This is a genomic window from Glaciimonas sp. GG7, from assembly GCF_052976905.1.
Genome location: NZ_JBRIIQ010000096.1, coordinates 1 through 14472 on the forward strand (window position 1 = coordinate 1; position 14472 = coordinate 14472).

20 protein-coding genes are annotated in these 14472 nt (G+C 52.2%); 12 read left to right on the plus strand and 8 right to left on the minus strand.

The window, feature by feature from the left end; translation table 11 throughout:
* Nucleotides 1–448 precede the first annotated feature (448 nt).
* The 5 genes from ACVBEF_RS17310 to ACVBEF_RS17330 all read left to right on the plus strand — a co-directional run bounded on the left by ACVBEF_RS17310 (nucleotide 449) and on the right by ACVBEF_RS17330 (nucleotide 3670).
* Entirely contained in the window at nucleotides 449–727 is a 279-nt protein-coding gene (locus ACVBEF_RS17310) for a DnaJ domain-containing protein (RefSeq protein WP_447125171.1), read from the plus strand.
* Entirely contained in the window at nucleotides 724–1263 is a 540-nt protein-coding gene (locus tag ACVBEF_RS17315; RefSeq protein WP_447125172.1) for a hypothetical protein, read from the plus strand. The genes ACVBEF_RS17310 and ACVBEF_RS17315 overlap by 4 nt, the downstream gene beginning before the upstream one ends.
* 33 nt (nucleotides 1264–1296) lie before the next feature.
* Nucleotides 1297–2013 (plus strand): hypothetical protein, encoded by a 717-nt coding sequence (locus ACVBEF_RS17320; protein ID WP_447125173.1) that lies wholly within the window; start codon nucleotides 1297–1299, stop codon nucleotides 2011–2013.
* A 123-nt stretch (nucleotides 2014–2136) separates the two neighbouring features.
* A complete protein-coding gene (locus ACVBEF_RS17325; RefSeq protein ID WP_447125174.1) occupies nucleotides 2137–3378 on the plus strand; it encodes a hypothetical protein in 1242 nt (413 codons plus the stop codon).
* Between the two features lie 79 nt (nucleotides 3379–3457).
* Nucleotides 3458–3670 (plus strand): alkylphosphonate utilization protein, encoded by a 213-nt coding sequence (locus tag ACVBEF_RS17330; RefSeq protein ID WP_447125175.1) that lies wholly within the window; start codon nucleotides 3458–3460, stop codon nucleotides 3668–3670.
* On the opposite strand, the gene ACVBEF_RS17335 is transcribed toward ACVBEF_RS17330, so the two are convergent.
* Both ACVBEF_RS17335 and ACVBEF_RS17340 read right to left on the minus strand, forming a co-directional pair.
* On the minus strand, nucleotides 3667–3969 hold the full coding sequence (locus ACVBEF_RS17335) for a 2Fe-2S iron-sulfur cluster-binding protein (RefSeq protein WP_447125176.1): 303 nt from the start codon (nucleotides 3967–3969) through the stop codon (nucleotides 3667–3669). The two genes, ACVBEF_RS17330 and ACVBEF_RS17335, sit on opposite strands and share 4 nt — an antisense overlap.
* 79 nt (nucleotides 3970–4048) lie before the next feature.
* Nucleotides 4049–4174: a hypothetical protein gene (locus ACVBEF_RS17340; protein ID WP_447125177.1), complete on the minus strand. Its 126-nt coding sequence runs from the start codon at nucleotides 4172–4174 to the stop codon at nucleotides 4049–4051.
* Nucleotides 4175–4404: 230 nt separating this feature from the next.
* Between ACVBEF_RS17340 and ACVBEF_RS17345 the strand changes: the two genes are divergently transcribed.
* Entirely contained in the window at nucleotides 4405–4818 is a 414-nt protein-coding gene (locus tag ACVBEF_RS17345) for a hypothetical protein (protein WP_447125178.1), read from the plus strand.
* On the opposite strand, the gene ACVBEF_RS17350 is transcribed toward ACVBEF_RS17345, so the two are convergent.
* Nucleotides 4815–5036: a SlyX family protein gene (locus tag ACVBEF_RS17350; protein WP_447125179.1), complete on the minus strand. Its 222-nt coding sequence runs from the start codon at nucleotides 5034–5036 to the stop codon at nucleotides 4815–4817. The genes ACVBEF_RS17345 and ACVBEF_RS17350 overlap by 4 nt on opposite strands.
* A 241-nt stretch (nucleotides 5037–5277) precedes the next feature.
* Entirely contained in the window at nucleotides 5278–5484 is a 207-nt protein-coding gene (locus tag ACVBEF_RS17355) for a hypothetical protein (protein WP_447125180.1), read from the minus strand.
* A gap of 274 nt (nucleotides 5485–5758) precedes the next feature.
* Here ACVBEF_RS17355 and ACVBEF_RS17360 point away from each other — a divergent pair, with 274 nt between their 5' ends.
* A complete protein-coding gene (locus ACVBEF_RS17360) occupies nucleotides 5759–6625 on the plus strand; it encodes a pirin family protein (RefSeq protein ID WP_447125181.1) in 867 nt (288 codons plus the stop codon).
* 96 nt (nucleotides 6626–6721) lie between these two features.
* On the plus strand, nucleotides 6722–7102 hold the full coding sequence (locus tag ACVBEF_RS17365; protein WP_447125182.1) for an aminoacyl-tRNA synthetase: 381 nt from the start codon (nucleotides 6722–6724) through the stop codon (nucleotides 7100–7102).
* Between the two features lie 2 nt (nucleotides 7103–7104).
* Here ACVBEF_RS17365 and ACVBEF_RS17370 read toward each other — a convergent pair whose 3' ends face one another.
* Complete coding sequence (locus tag ACVBEF_RS17370) at nucleotides 7105–8235, minus strand: metallophosphoesterase (RefSeq protein ID WP_447125183.1); 1131 nt, start codon at nucleotides 8233–8235, stop codon at nucleotides 7105–7107.
* Between the two features lie 317 nt (nucleotides 8236–8552).
* Here ACVBEF_RS17370 and ACVBEF_RS17375 point away from each other — a divergent pair, with 317 nt between their 5' ends.
* From ACVBEF_RS17375 to ACVBEF_RS17385, 3 genes are all read left to right on the plus strand, one after another.
* Nucleotides 8553–8837 carry a hypothetical protein gene (locus ACVBEF_RS17375; RefSeq protein WP_447125184.1) on the plus strand — a complete coding sequence of 95 codons (285 nt, stop codon included), beginning with the start codon at nucleotides 8553–8555 and terminating at the stop codon, nucleotides 8835–8837.
* 155 nt (nucleotides 8838–8992) lie between these two features.
* Entirely contained in the window at nucleotides 8993–9718 is a 726-nt protein-coding gene (gene folE / locus ACVBEF_RS17380) for a GTP cyclohydrolase I (protein ID WP_447125185.1), read from the plus strand.
* Nucleotide 9719: 1 nt separating this feature from the next.
* Nucleotides 9720–10148: a BLUF domain-containing protein gene (locus ACVBEF_RS17385; RefSeq protein WP_447125186.1), complete on the plus strand. Its 429-nt coding sequence runs from the start codon at nucleotides 9720–9722 to the stop codon at nucleotides 10146–10148.
* Between the two features lie 81 nt (nucleotides 10149–10229).
* Here ACVBEF_RS17385 and ACVBEF_RS17390 read toward each other — a convergent pair whose 3' ends face one another.
* From ACVBEF_RS17390 to ACVBEF_RS17400, 3 genes are all read right to left on the minus strand, one after another.
* The gene (locus ACVBEF_RS17390) at nucleotides 10230–11126 is read right to left on the minus strand and encodes a TIGR01777 family oxidoreductase (protein WP_447125187.1); all 897 of its coding nucleotides are present in this window, start codon (nucleotides 11124–11126) and stop codon (nucleotides 10230–10232) included.
* Between the two features lie 19 nt (nucleotides 11127–11145).
* Nucleotides 11146–11754 (minus strand): 2OG-Fe(II) oxygenase, encoded by a 609-nt coding sequence (locus ACVBEF_RS17395; RefSeq protein WP_447125188.1) that lies wholly within the window; start codon nucleotides 11752–11754, stop codon nucleotides 11146–11148.
* Nucleotides 11755–11972: 218 nt separating this feature from the next.
* Nucleotides 11973–12824, minus strand: coding sequence for a PA4780 family RIO1-like protein kinase (locus tag ACVBEF_RS17400; RefSeq protein WP_447125189.1), 852 nt, complete (start codon nucleotides 12822–12824; stop codon nucleotides 11973–11975).
* A 290-nt stretch (nucleotides 12825–13114) separates the two neighbouring features.
* Here ACVBEF_RS17400 and ACVBEF_RS17405 point away from each other — a divergent pair, with 290 nt between their 5' ends.
* Nucleotides 13115–14368, plus strand: a complete 1254-nt coding sequence (locus ACVBEF_RS17405) for an Hsp70 family protein (RefSeq protein WP_447125190.1) — start codon at nucleotides 13115–13117, stop codon at nucleotides 14366–14368.
* Nucleotides 14369–14472: the final 104 nt, after the last annotated feature.

The following is a 14472-nucleotide window of genomic DNA, read 5'->3' on the forward strand; positions in this document are numbered from 1 at the left end:
CGACGACTTTCCGTTTGCGCGCCTGACCGCGCAGGATGAAGATGGCGTGCAGTTAGCACAGGTCGAAGTCCGCTCGACCTTTATCCTCACTAAAAACAGTGCCACCGCATGGATCGATGGCGGATTCCGCAAACCCGGGTAAGCATCCTTGTGTTAAACATAATAAATGGCGTTGTCGCAAAGAACTATTTTTCGAATCTACAACATGACTAATAGCAAATTCTAAAATTAACTTGCCATTAACCCAGCCATCACCATATATCCTCCATAGGGTTGCTGGCGGGATATCGCTTATCCTTGGGTAGTGGTGTATCCTCCTGCATCCATTCTGAGCGAGGCATCGGGCACACGATCGCCAGCACCAACATGAACGCCAACGCGCAGATTCATGGGGCAACGTCACTGTCCTGAATCGAACGAAACGCATCCACAACGGGCCTAAGATCGTATGAAAGATTATTACGCCGTTCTCGGCATTGAGAGCAGTGCGCCGATTGGCGCGATAAAAACCGCTTATCGCAAGAAGGCGTCCGAGTTTCACCCCGATAGAAATACGTCGCCGGACGCACCGGCGCAATTTCGGCAAGTACAAGAAGCCTACGATGTGCTATCGGATGCCACTAAGCGCGGCGAATACGACGAAAACCGACGCCGCAGCTTGCTGGAAAACCCGCTGGAAACAGCGCAACAAATCTGGACCACTTATATAAACAAGGTTTTGCAATGATGCTCTCCGCCTATTTTGAAGATTTGACCAAAGCCTATCAGGCTGAACTGGAAGATTTACGTAGCGATTCCGAGGGTAATGACATCCTCAAAAGCCGCCTCAAAGCCAAGCGCGCCCAGTTTGCGTTGATGATGCCGATGATCGATAGCGCGCCTGAAATGGTGTCGGTGGCGTTTCATGGCGGCATGAGTTTCCCCAATCCGCATGCCATGGTGTTGCTGTCGACCAACGAACCGGAAGAGTTTCCGGCCTGGGAAGAGATCGCCAAAGTCGTCGAGTTTTCGTCATGGGCAGAACCGTTGGTGGAGATTGCGCTCAAGGAAAGCGGCGGCGAGAATTTTCTCATCACCACCGTTTGCCTCGAATATCTGTACGAAAAAAGTAACGGTAACTATCACGGCGAGTACGCGCACCAATCTGGTATCGATGAATCGGACGATAGCGTCGATGAAGTCGAACGGGACGAGGAGCGCAATACCGATCTGGAAACAGAAGGCGCAGATTGGCTGGCCGAGCAAGGTTTTGATCGTCACTAAGATTCCCACTCAACATTTTCTACAAAGCAAGCCATGACAAACGCGCTCATAGTAAAAGCAGCCAGTCTGATCCGCGACGGTGATATTGCCGGCGCTGAATATGCGCTGGTCAATCTGGCCGAAACCGAAGGCGATTACGCTTTAGTTGCCGTGCTGGAAGAAATGCCGCCGAAAGATTTGCTAGCCGTCATCCGCGAGTACGACACCTCGAAAGAATCGGTGGTCAACTTGCTGGTCACGCCGGAGCAATTCGCGCGCGCGGTGGTCATCGAAAAACTCTACGCCGATCACACTCACGTGCGTTTGCGCGGGATGATGAATTCGGTGCTGTTTCGGGATGACACTAAAACTGGCGACTTTATTGAAGCCATCGCCGAGCGCGAAGGCGGCTATGAAGCGTTTATCGACTATCTGTCAGACCGCGACGAAGAAGTCACCCATTTCGCCGCCTTTGACACGTTCAACATCAATTTCTCGGAAGAGCGCGATGTGGTCGAAAAGGCCGAAGTTGCCGATCGCGACTGGAAAGAACTGACCTGGTTGCTCAAACATGAGCACGAAGATATTTTTGAGCAAGTCTGGCCCACGCTGAAAAAGCGCAGCATTGAGCGCAAACGGCGCGAAGCTGAGCTTGAGCGCCTAGAGCAACTGGAAGCTGAGCGGGAGTATGAAGAGGACGAACCAGCGCCGGTCAAAGCAGCCGTCAAACCGAGCACGCCAATTGATCCGTCCGAGGAATCTGCGCTGTAAGATCTGTACAGCCTACGCACAGAAAATAGAACGTCAGACAGGGCGGATATGCAGCGTATCGGCCCTGTTGCTTTGATCGTTCCAATCGTCACTCAACCGTAGCCACCTTTTTTACGCACAATCATGTCCGATCACAATCGCACTATCGCCACGGTCGACAAGCGCCCTTTTTTTGAAAAGGCGCTCAGTTACGGCGCACAAAATGGCATCATCGATCATGCAAAATGCCAGGCCATCATTAGCGACGGTGCAAAAGGATCGGTGCAGATCGCCAATTTTTTCGGTGCCAGTCATCTGCATACCGATCTCGACAATGCGCGCAAACGCATGGTCAATCTGATCAGTTTGTTTCTGGAAGAAAGCTGTAACGGCGATCTCGAAAAAGCCGCCATATCCCTGCGCGATAACAGCTTTCTGTCGCACTCACGCGGTGGTAACGAGATGCTCAAGGCCTTACACGCCTTGCCGGACTGTGCGGTGTTCGGGGACGTCAAAAGTCAGGATGTAAAGAGTTTTCAGGACGAGCGCACGCTGACCAAACCCTATTCCTTTAGCGCTTATCGCAAAGAACGCCATACCCGTGAAGAAGACGCCAACACGCTGGGGGCCGCAACCTGGTTTGCCAAAAGCATGGCGCTGCCACGCTCGGCGTTGGAATTTACCAGCGCCGAAACCGTGATCCGTAGCGCCATATTGGTCCGTGCCGCAGGCGCAGACAGTTTCCCTAATCGGAACGCCTTCGCCGCGTTATTGGCCACACTGCGCACGCAGGCAAGCGCTGTTGCAAAATTCAAAATAGCCAAAAAGCTACTTGATGACGTGCCGGAAGAATATCTACACATCACCGACAAAATCCGCCGCGAAATTGAAAAGCATGATCTGCCACAGATCATCAATAGCGCCATTGCGCTCGACGAATTGCGCACGACGATCGAATTGCGTTATTTCGTACGTGAAAGCGGTATGGACGATGTCGAAGAATTTGACACCTTGATGTCCGAAGAATGGCGCCGCGTCACCAATGGCAAAGAAGATCCGTTCTCACGTCTGACCGCTTTTTTGTGCCTCGCCGCCGGGACTAAGCCGCAAACGACGATTTCAGAAACACAAGCAAAAGCGATCACGCGTCAGGTGCGCCAGCATGGATTCGATAATGAAGCGGTGGCAACCTTTATCAACACGGCAGCGCCGTTTGAAATGAAAGAGAACTTATTGGCGCTCTGGGAAGATGAGTTCTTGCCGGAAGCTTCGACCTGGCTGCTGGACGAAGATGACATGCAATACAACGCCGCACTGAAATTTTTAAAAGAAAATTGCAACGTCAAACTAAAGACCGTCAACGCGGGAAAGAAAAAACCGGCATAGAACATGCAGGGAACAGCATCAAATTGTATCGACGCCAGCCTTTATAATGACGCGCATTACAACGCAAGAAAGATCTGACATGAACGTAAAAGACAGCAACGGTGCAGCCTTGAGTGAAGGCGATTCGGTCACGTTGATTAAAGACCTGAAAGTAAAAGGGACTTCCGTGACGCTCAAACGCGGCACGATGATCAAAAATATCCGCCTCACTGACGATGAAGAAGAAATTGAATGCAATGCCGAAAAGGTCAAAGGGTTGGTGCTGAAAACGTGTTTTTTGAAAAAGGCTTAAGCTGGATTTTTTAGCGAGATTGCCCGCCGTACCTCAAGGACTACATTGGATTGGGCATAGGCGACACAGGGAAGAATATAGCCGTCGCTTTTTTCCTCTGCGCTCAGCCCCGGCCATGCAATGTCATAGCGCACGCGACCGCTGACCATGCGGCAAAGGCAGGTCCGGCAAGTCCCGTTTCTGCATGAACTTGGCAAAATAACGCCACCGATTCTGGCCGCTTCCAGTAATGGCACGGCATTGCTTGCATCGAAAGCAAGACCTTTTGGCTTTATCAGGACCAGAAATACTTCATTCATAAGACATATTCATTATCGGGTAATGGATCAGGGTGACGTCGAACACGGTACGAGGCGACACATTATCCGCAAACACAATTTAATCCGGCCCGCCGGAGGGGATTTGATACCAGACATGATCTCCGTTCTGATAATTGTCGTACGACACATAGCTGGACCCGACGATCAATAAGGTCACGACAAAAACAATGAATATGTTTTTCATACCGCACCGCCTTCTGCGATAAATCAGGCTGATATGCGCCTTGTGTGCGCTTGTATTCCGCTTGTACTCCGTTTGTACTCACAAGATACACCGTTTCCGGCACACCATACCTCTGCCTACCTTTGCCCAGATTGTCTGATCTGAAACCCCTTTATCCCTTAAAGTAGCGCGTCTTACCTGATCGCCCGACCAAACAAGTCTTAATCTTTAATCAACCGCAAGGTGCAACAATGCAAGATTCGCCAGATTCCGATATCAACCCGCTCGATGTATCCGCCAAACGGCCATGGATCGTCTTGAACACAACCTACGATATCGAAGCGTGGATCGATAGTTACAACCGGGATCTGCAGTACGCGGCCAACAAGACCAATGCGACCGGCTATGGTATTTGTTTTTTTCTGGAGTTGGGCGGCGAAATTTATCTGCACACCACGCAGGAAGGCGATGTCATGCTCGACGTCACACCGGAGGCAGAATGGGTCACGCCGGTCATCACTGCGGCGACCCGGATTCACCCCCCGGGTTCGCAAATATGGGCCTTGCCCGGCGACACACTGACGCAATTGATACTAGGACTGAGCAATATGATCGTCGCCACGCGTATTGTGCTCGACCATCCTTTTAAAGTGCCTAAATATTAATAATGCGGCGGACGTTCATGCGGCGCCTGACCTTGCTCACTGCTCTCCCGCGCATCCTTCACCATCCGCGCCAACGCGGCGCATAGTTTTTCTAACTGATCAATTTTTTGCTGCTGGCGATAGACCAATTTATTGAGCTCATCGAGCAAGTCTTCCTGATGCGCAACTTTTGTTTCAATGGCGATGATGCGATCTTCTGGATTGATGGCTTGGTTCACTGCGGACTTTCCTTAATATGTTGGCAAGCCGGATAGTAACGCACGGAAGCTAAAGAAGCCGGATCATGAAAACGGCAGCTTCGCTCACTTTGCCGTCGTATCCGGAACGTACAACTTAAACTTCGTGTGCAAAATTCAGCGTTTCATCTTCGGGCGTGCTCTGCGCCGATGACGTGCTGCGAACGCAGTGACCATCATGACATCTGACGTCTGAATTAATGCACACGTAGTTGCAACTTACTTACTGATCTTTCAATGCCGCTTTAGCAGCCTGTTCCGGGGTCAGACCATCGTAAAATTGATCAGTAAACCACTCAACCTCTTCTTCGATGTGATCTTGCGCCTGTTCCAGCGTAACGCCACCAGCCACCAGAAAGCCCTCAACCTCGATACACCACATAATCAAGGCCAGTGTTTCTGGATCTAACTCTTCTTTCTTCTTTGCCATTATTTTTCCTTTTATAAATATCACCCGCAACATGTTGATGTAGTTATTACAACCACGCTCACACTATCTGAGCAGTACGCAGCATAAGCTAAGAATAGCGACAGTGCGATCAGAAAAACACACCTCTCGATTCGGATTTTTCTTATCGTTCGCGATATAGAACTATGCGTACGGATTACGCCCTCTACCCATCTTCTTTATGCGCTTGTATCATTTACCTCAACATAACAATGCAACAACAGAAACTCACTTAGTAACAAAAAGGAAAAATACGATGAAAACGATTCTTGGCGTAGTCAGTGCCCCGCGCTCCAACTGGGTTGGCGACGGCTTTCCTGTGCGTTCCCTGTTTTCGTTCGATACGCTGGGCGGTCGCCTCAACCCCTTCCTGATGCTCGATTATGCAGGTCCGGCGCAATTTACGCCGACCACGCAACGGCGTGGCGTGGGCCAACATCCGCATCGCGGGTTTGAAACCGTCACCATCGTCTACGACGGCGAAGTCGAACACCGCGATTCCACCGGCAACGGCGGCGTGATCGGTCCTGGCGACGTGCAATGGATGACCGCGGCGGCTGGCATTTTGCATGAAGAATTCCACTCAGCGGCCTACAGCCAAAAAGGCGGGGCCTTTGAGATGGTCCAACTCTGGGTCAACCTGCCAGCCAAAGACAAAATGGCAGCACCCGGCTATCAAGGCATTCTCAGCAAAGATATCCCGGTGGTCAATCTGAGCGACGACGCCGGGTCGTTACGCGTCATTGCCGGGGCGTTTGAAGGTGCACAAGGCCCGGCCCACACTTTTACCCCGATTAACGTGTGGGATGTGCGTTTGCTTCAGGGTCGCAGCGTGACCTTACCCATTCCCGACGGCCATGTGGCAGCGATCGTAGTCCTGCATGGGACGGTGCTAGTCAACGGTAGCGAAGTCGGACGCGAAGCGCAGGCGGTGCTATTGGACCGTGACGGCCACGCAGTGCAGTTAGAGGCTAACGGGAACGCCACGCTGTTGGTGCTCAGTGGCGCGCCGCTAGACGAGCCGGTGGTGACGCACGGACCATTTGTGATGAATACCCGTGAAGAAATCGTCACGGCGATGCAAGACTTCAATAGCGGGCGTTTTGGTGAAATAGCGCATTAACTCATCACATTCCTGAACTAGCCGCTACACTGATTGTTCGAGGGCTGCTGTAAGGCCTTCGAACAATCAGACTTTCCTCCCCGAAAGGAATACCCCATGCGGATGAGCGACGAAGAATATTTCCGCAGTTGCGTAGCCAAAGAGCGCCATCTCGCACAGTTGCTGGGCTACCAGAATATTGAGGAGTGCTACGAGCGAGCCGGTACTTTATTGGTCAATACGACATCGCTACCGCAATGGACGCGACACTGGCAAGCTTGCGGACCGTTGATGGCCGAGTACCGTATCCCGCTTCGCTACGGCAAAGATCCGGCCCATGCGCATGGCGACGCGATCATCAGCGGCATGCATGATGAAATATGTGTGCCGCTTTCAGACCATCCGACAACAGAGCGCGCCATGATGTTTGCGGTCGTCAAAGCGGTCATTTGCTTGCTCGAGCATGCTCAGCACACACATTCCCACTCTGTCGAATAAGCTTAGTCGGCAGGAATCAGTCGCAACAGCGTAATTTCAGAAGGCGCCAGCAGCCGCTTGGGCGGTCCCCAATAGCCCGTGCCACGGCTGGTATACACCCACAAATGACGCAATTTGTTCAAACCCGCGGTATAGGGCTGTTGCAACGGCACGAATAACCCCCACGGAAAAAACTGCCCGCCATGCGTGTGGCCCGACAGTTGCAGATCAAAGCCCGCATCTGCTGCAGCTGCGGCCGAACGCGGTTGATGCGCCAGCAGCAGTTTCACACCGACATCGCCAGGCGCTCCGGCCATTGCCTGACGCGGGTCGCTGCGATGCATCTCTGCAAAATGATGGCCACCAAAGTCGGTCACCCCGGCAATCAATAGTTGTGCACCTTGATGCTGCAAAATGACGTGCTCATTCATCAACACGGTCAATCCAAGTCGCCGTATCTCTGCAACCCAGGCATCCGCGTCTGAGTAATATTCATGATTGCCAGTCACAAAATAAGCGCCGTGCCGCGCCTTCAGATTTGCCAGCGGTGCCGTATGCTGCGCCAGCCGACTAACGCTGCCATCGACCAGATCGCCGGTCACGGCGATGACATCGGCGTTCAATCCATTGACGCGCTCCACAATCGCATTGAGATACCCCCGCTTGATAGTCGGGCCGACATGGACATCGCTAATCTGGGCGATCGTCAATCCGTGTAAACCTGCGGGAAGATGCTGAATCGGCACGTCCACCTTGACCACTTTAGCGAGCCGCCGGGCATTGAAAAAACCCACCAAGGTCGCCGCTGCGGCCAGTAACGGCACGGCTAAAGCCGTTAAAGCAGACATCTCCAGACCACGCCACGATGCCACTGGCAGAACAACCGCTCGCAACAAGGTCAGCACCAACAGCGAAGAAAACATGCCCATCGCCAACATGCCGGCCCAAGCCAGTCGATCCGAGAGCGGTTGGCGTTTGATCAGCGACGCTAATAAACCAGATGGGATGAGCAAAAAAGACAGCAATAGCCAGACACCAGCCAGCCATTTCAACCACAGCCCCACCGGCAGGGCTGGCAATAATTGCCAACCGATCAGCACATGGAGGGCAGCAAATACACAAAGAACAAAAGCAATGGCATTACGCGAGGGCATATGGGCATCCGGTAAAAAATATGAAGACCGTTGAAAAGTCACGGCAGGAGAACAATGAATATGCGTAAAATGCATTAAATCGACATCAAATGCGTATGTTTTATCATTATCAGGCCCTCCATATTGGTACTAGTAAGTACCGTTTCAATAGAGTCACTAATCAACACATCGAACGCATACTTTTCCGTAAATCGGGCAATAACAACGCCCGTGCGCGCTTGCAGCAACCGGTTTAGCATGAGGCATACATTTACTATTGATAAAAATCCGCATCAATAGTAAGGTCCGCGCCATTACACCTTCTTTGGAGCCTCATCATGAACGAACAACCCGCAACCAACGCTTTTTGGGACGACTGGAAGCAAGAAGCTCTGGCCGCCGGTGTCGCCGCCCCGCTGGCAGCGTTAGGCAGCGACGTTTTACGTCTGCACCGCCTCAATCGATGGGGCGAGGATTTTTTAGGGACATTTGACGACGCCCCACACATGCTGACCATGTGTCTGGAAGAGCCGCTCGAGACCGAGTTGATGTTTATCGAAAACCTGCATCCGTTTGACACCGCACTCATCGCGGCGACCAAAAGCCGTCTCGGCCTGAAATAACAACGCAATCGCGTTGCCTGCGCGGCAGAAGTTACCGCGATTTTTTGATCATTAGCGTGTGCAGTTGGCATAAATCCTCGTCAAAAACCAATCATCAGATTTGGGTATAGACTGGTCGACTGCGCACCATTAAACCAAAAAACTGCCCCCAAATAATGCATACAGACAACCCTCCGTCAACATTAACAACAATCGACCAGCCGAAACAACCGGTATCGGCCCGCATCCGGGCGCGTATCGAAACCGCTGGTGTGCGCTTTCATGCCAACGACAATATTGCCGCGTTCATCAAGGACGGCGAACTTGAAGCGTTACAGGTCGAAGTGCAAGGCAAGTTATCCGCCGTTTTACAAAGTCTGGTCATCGACATCGAAAGCGACCATAACACGCAAGATACGGCGCGCCGCGTGGCTAAAATGTACATTCAGGAAGTGTTTCGCGGTCGCTATCAAGCGCCGCCCCCTGTGACCGAATTTCCCAATGTGGAACAGTTAAATGAACTGATGATCGTAGGCCCCATCACGGTACGCAGCGCTTGCTCCCATCATTTCTGTCCCATTATGGGAAAAGTATGGATCGGTGTGATGCCTAACGAACATTCCAACCTGATCGGCTTATCCAAATATGCACGGTTAATTGAGTGGGTCATGGGTCGGCCCCAGATTCAGGAAGAGGCAGTGTCGCAAGTCGCGCAATTGCTGATGGAAAAATTGAAACCGGATGGCTTAGCGATTGTGATGGAAGCCGATCACTTCTGCATGAGCTGGCGCGGTGTCAAGGATACCGATGCAAAAATGATCAATAGCGTGATGCGCGGCTCGTTCCTAAGCGACCCCAATTTACGGCGCGAATTTTTAGCGCTCATAGCCAAGCGAGGATGACATGTTAGTGCGCCTGATTTACGCCAGTACCGCCAGTGAACTGGTCAATCACGAGATGATTGATAAAATTCTTGAAGTTTCCCGTAAAAACAATCCCGCCAATGGCGTAACAGGCGTGTTGTGCTACGGGGACAACATGTTCGTACAGGCGCTCGAAGGCGGCCGCGAGCAGGTGAATCACTTATACGACCGCTTGCAGAAGGATCCGCGCCATACCAAGCTGACATTGCTCGATTACAGTGAAATCAAAGCCCGACTATATCCTAACTGGACCATGAGCAAAATCCGTCTCGATCGCATCAATCTGTCGGTATTGCTGAAATATTCGACTACCGCCTCGTTCAATCCCTACGTGGTCTCTGGTAGTACAACGGTGGCGTTACTGGAAGAGTTATCGGCCACGGGAGCATTTTCCTCGCGTGACGCATAGCAAAGTTACCCCCAATACAAAGCCCGCTGTGGATAATTTCCGCAGCGGGCTTTGTATTTATATGCGGCGTCTTTTATGCCATCAACCAACCAAATCAGACAGCGCATCTTCCAATTTTGGATGCAAAAAGCGGTAACCCAATGCGGTCATGCCAGATGGCAGCACCTTTTGCCCCCCTAGCAGCAAATAAGCCCGTTCACTCAGCGCTAGTCGCAGCAAAAAAGCAGGTGCAACAAAGATGGCGGGACGGTGTAGCGCTCGGGCTAGCTTTTCAGTAAAAGTACGGTTAGTGACCGGTTCCGGCGCGGTCATATTGAACGGGCCGCAGGCGTGCGTGTTGTGCAGCAGCACGAGCACCATCGCCACATAGTCGTCGATATGGACCCAACTCATCCATTGATGACCATCCCCCAGCCGCGCTCCGAGGCCTAATTTGAACGGCAGCAGCATTTTCCCCAAGATGCCGCCGGAGCGATCCAATACCAGCCCGGTTCGTAGCAAGCACACCCTGACACCCATTGACGCCGCTTGCTGCGCGGCCTGCTCCCAGGCCGCGCATAATGTCGCGCCAAAATCAGTCGCAACAGGAGCTGACTCCTCTATCGCACGCGCCCCAGTATCGCCGTAATAACCAATCGCCGATCCGCTAAGCAGCACGGTCGGCTTGTGATGACTGGCGGCTATTTTTTTGACCACATTGTCGGTCAATGTCACACGGCTTTGCCATAACAATTCTTTACGGCTGTCGGTCCAACGTGCATCTACAATCGGCTCGCCCGCCAGATTAATGACGGCATCAAATACTTCATCGCGCCCCCACTCATCGAGCGAACCGAAAGCGCGCACCGATGCGCCGCACTTTTCTTTTACCGAACCGGGCTGGCGACTAAGCACGGTGAGGTCATGACCGGCCTGCAACAATGCACGGCATAAATGCCGCCCAATCAAACCGGTGCCGCCTGTTATCAGAATATGCATTGAGATACTCCTATTAGAATTAGCGACGCTTAAACCATCCTGTGAGCGACAAGCGTTCACGCGTTGCAGGCAATACTTCATGCGGCATATCCGCAGAAAGAAACAGCGCCAGACTACCCGCAAGCGGCAAAATGTCCTGATGCTGTCCGTCCATATGCAGGCGCAATGCGCCGCCGTGTTCTGGCAGCCAGCCTTGATTCAGATACAGCACGACCGATACTGTGCGGCGATCGTTATCGCGAAAACGATCTATATGTTTCTGATAGAAAGCGCCGGGAGGGTATTGGGCGAAATGGGTTTCGTACTCTTCAAGCCCGAGATACAGGGTCTGATTCAATGCCTCTCTGAGCGTCTCCATGATACCCAGATAGCGATCGCAAGCAGCAGAGTATCCCGCGTCCAGCCACGCAATAGAATCGCCGCGCACCCCCGCATTGACTGCCACACCAGCGCCGCGCCCGACCCCGGCGGGTACTAAAACACCTTGATCGGCACGCATCCGGCACTCGGCAGCGAGCGCCAATACCAAATCCGCTGGTAAAAAATCGGCTTGATACGACCAGCCACGGACGATCAGATCATCAGTAATGCGTGCATGGTGTTGCGACTGAGCAATGGGAGTATGCATGGGATGTAGCAAAAAATAAGCATGTAAATAACATGCCGATTTTATCAGTATCCCTATGCTGAAATATCGGCATGTTTGCCGGGGCCGGATGAGAATAGTCTGGAGAAATGGTCAAAGGCAATCACCACCAATAACCACCAATATCCGTCGATATCGGCTTATATCACTTAAAAATTAAGGTAATGCGATTAACAACCATCATCCTCACAATCCGATGATCAATGCTCCGCCTCATATTTTGCACGGCGATGCTCTTCCTCTTCTTCACGCGCAAGGGCGATCTCACGCACTACCGAACCAACATCAACGGCCTTGGTATTAACAGCAATACGACCAGTCAATTTGACGTCTGCATGCAACAACCCCGCCACATACAAGGCCCAGATTTCCTTACCGTATTGTGACCCCTGCAATTGCGGTGCGAACTGGCCAAAATACGTAGCTAAATTATTCACGTCGCGCTCCAGCATATCGGCTGCTCCCGTGTTACCTGCTGCGTCCACTGCTTGCGGCAAATCGATAATCACCGGGCCATGCGCGTCCACCAAAATGTTGTATTCCGACAAATCACCGTGGACCACGCCAGCACAGAGCATCAGCACGACTTCGCGCAGCAAGGATGCGTGGTACAGCAAGGCCAGTTCTTCGCTCATCTCAATATCATTAAGACGGGCTGCGGCATTGCCAGAGGCGTCGGTAACCAACTCCATCAACAAAACGCCTTCAAAGCAAATGAACGGCTGCGGCACGCGCACACCGGCAGCGGCTAAACGGTATAAAGCATCAACTTCGGCGTTCTGCCAGACTTCTTCGGCCATCTTGCGACCATACCGGCTGCCTTTTTCCATAGCGCGTGCCTGGCGGCTGTTCTTCACCTTGCGCCCCTCTTGATACGACGCGTTCTGTCGGAAGCTGCGCTGGTTCGCATCTTTATAGACCTTGGCGCAGCGGATTTCCTCACCACAGCGCACAACGTAGACGGTTGCTTCTTTACCACTCATCAATTGGCGGATGACTTCGTCGACTAAGCCCTCTTCAACGAGCGGTTCAATTCTTTTAGGTGTTTTCATAGATAAACAGATACCGATTTGGACCTCGAATACTAAGCCATAAAGGCATAGGTTTGGCACAATACTGCGAAACAGATCATACAAAGCACCCAAAAATAGTCCCGTTTTTCATGACTCACGCTAGTCCTGCCTTATTTTTGGGCGCGACCTGTCAGAGCTGACAGGCTTACATACTTGCTCAGCACACGCTCCTTAAAACAACAATCGCCCATTCTTCGCTGGACTGCACAAAAAATATGCGTGCTTTGCGCTATGATGACCGCCGTTTTTTATATTTAAGGAATACAAACATGTCGAATGATGCTTGCGGTGTAGATTTCGGCACGTCAAATTCCACCGTCGGCTGGAGTCGGCCCGGGCAGTCCGCTTTGTTGCAACTGGAAGACGACAAAGTCACCCTGCCGTCAGTGGTGTTCTACAACGCTGAGGATGAAGTATTCAGCTTTGGTCGCGCAGCACTCACCGGTTATCTGGCCGGTTACGAAGGTCGGTTGATGCGTTCCTTGAAGAGCTTGCTCGGATCGGCCTTAATTGATGGTCAGACCGAAGTCGGCGGACGCGCACTGCCTTTTCGCACCCTGCTCGAACTATTCATCAACGAACTCAAAATCCGTGCCGAGCGCTCAGCGGGGCGAGGTTTCGATAGCGTGGTATTAGGCCGCCCGGTCTTTTTCGTCGATGACAACCGCGCCGCCGACCAACGCGCGCAAGCCACGCTAGAAGAAATCGCGCGCGCTGCCGGATTCAAACATATCGCCTTTCAATACGAGCCGATTGCCGCCGCGTTCGACTATGAATCGACGATAAACCGCGAAGAACTGGTATTAATCGCCGACATTGGCGGCGGAACCTCCGACTTCTCGCTCGTACGACTTTCCCCGGTACGGGCCAAAAAACAGGATAGACGCGAGGATATTCTGGCCACCGGCGGTATCCACGTTGGCGGTACCGACTTTGATAAATACCTCAGCCTGTCGTCAGTGATGCCGCAATTGGGTCTGGGGAGCAAACTGACGAATAACAGCGAAGTCCCCTCCAGCTACTATTTCAATCTGGCAACCTGGCACACCATCAATCTGATCTACACGCGCCGGATGGCAGAGCAACTCAAAGACGTCGCCCGCGATGTACGTGAACGCGACAAATTCGACCGCCTGATCGATCTGATCGATCAGCGTGCCGGTCATTGGCTGGCAATGAAGGTAGAAGCAGGCAAGATCGCGCTATCTGACGCTGAAATGGTCGAACTGACACTGGAAAAATTAACCTCCAGCGAGCCAATCACACTCAACCGCGGCGCATTTAATACCAGCATCGGGCATTTGATCGCATCTGTCGAAGATACGGTCGGCAAATTACTGCGTGACGCTGGCGTCAAATCACAGGCGATTGATACGGTATTCTTTACCGGTGGCTCCAGCGGCGTTGGTTTATTGCGCCAGCAGATTGCCGCTGTGGTGCCTGGCGCGAAAGTAGTGGAAGGCGATCTGTTTGGCAGCATTGGTGCCGGACTGGCGCTGGATGCTGTGCGTAAATTCTCTTAATGTCCGTTTAAATAGAGTCAGCTACAGACTACATAACCTCAGTTAGCAAAATGGTCCCGGTTTCTGGCAGAAACCGGGACCATTTTGTTGGTGCGTCGAGAGCG

Coding starts and splice junctions, on each gene's coding strand:
- ACVBEF_RS17385 (WP_447125186.1), top strand. CDS start 9,720: ATGTTAGTGCGCCTGATTTACGCCAGTACCGCCAGTGAACTGGTCAAT.
- ACVBEF_RS17345 (WP_447125178.1), top strand. CDS start 4,405: ATGCAAGATTCGCCAGATTCCGATATCAACCCGCTCGATGTATCCGCC.
- ACVBEF_RS17325 (WP_447125174.1), top strand. CDS start 2,137: ATGTCCGATCACAATCGCACTATCGCCACGGTCGACAAGCGCCCTTTT.
- ACVBEF_RS17405 (WP_447125190.1), top strand. CDS start 13,115: ATGTCGAATGATGCTTGCGGTGTAGATTTCGGCACGTCAAATTCCACC.
- ACVBEF_RS17320 (WP_447125173.1), top strand. CDS start 1,297: ATGACAAACGCGCTCATAGTAAAAGCAGCCAGTCTGATCCGCGACGGT.
- ACVBEF_RS17395 (WP_447125188.1), bottom strand. CDS start 11,754: ATGCATACTCCCATTGCTCAGTCGCAACACCATGCACGCATTACTGAT.
- ACVBEF_RS17400 (WP_447125189.1), bottom strand. CDS start 12,824: ATGAAAACACCTAAAAGAATTGAACCGCTCGTTGAAGAGGGCTTAGTC.
- ACVBEF_RS17340 (WP_447125177.1), bottom strand. CDS start 4,174: ATGAAAAACATATTCATTGTTTTTGTCGTGACCTTATTGATCGTCGGG.
- ACVBEF_RS17375 (WP_447125184.1), top strand. CDS start 8,553: ATGAACGAACAACCCGCAACCAACGCTTTTTGGGACGACTGGAAGCAA.
- ACVBEF_RS17355 (WP_447125180.1), bottom strand. CDS start 5,484: ATGGCAAAGAAGAAAGAAGAGTTAGATCCAGAAACACTGGCCTTGATT.
- ACVBEF_RS17335 (WP_447125176.1), bottom strand. CDS start 3,969: ATGAATGAAGTATTTCTGGTCCTGATAAAGCCAAAAGGTCTTGCTTTC.
- ACVBEF_RS17315 (WP_447125172.1), top strand. CDS start 724: ATGATGCTCTCCGCCTATTTTGAAGATTTGACCAAAGCCTATCAGGCT.
- ACVBEF_RS17310 (WP_447125171.1), top strand. CDS start 449: ATGAAAGATTATTACGCCGTTCTCGGCATTGAGAGCAGTGCGCCGATT.
- ACVBEF_RS17365 (WP_447125182.1), top strand. CDS start 6,722: ATGCGGATGAGCGACGAAGAATATTTCCGCAGTTGCGTAGCCAAAGAG.
- folE (WP_447125185.1), top strand. CDS start 8,993: ATGCATACAGACAACCCTCCGTCAACATTAACAACAATCGACCAGCCG.
- ACVBEF_RS17370 (WP_447125183.1), bottom strand. CDS start 8,235: ATGCCCTCGCGTAATGCCATTGCTTTTGTTCTTTGTGTATTTGCTGCC.
- ACVBEF_RS17390 (WP_447125187.1), bottom strand. CDS start 11,126: ATGCATATTCTGATAACAGGCGGCACCGGTTTGATTGGGCGGCATTTA.
- ACVBEF_RS17330 (WP_447125175.1), top strand. CDS start 3,458: ATGAACGTAAAAGACAGCAACGGTGCAGCCTTGAGTGAAGGCGATTCG.
- ACVBEF_RS17360 (WP_447125181.1), top strand. CDS start 5,759: ATGAAAACGATTCTTGGCGTAGTCAGTGCCCCGCGCTCCAACTGGGTT.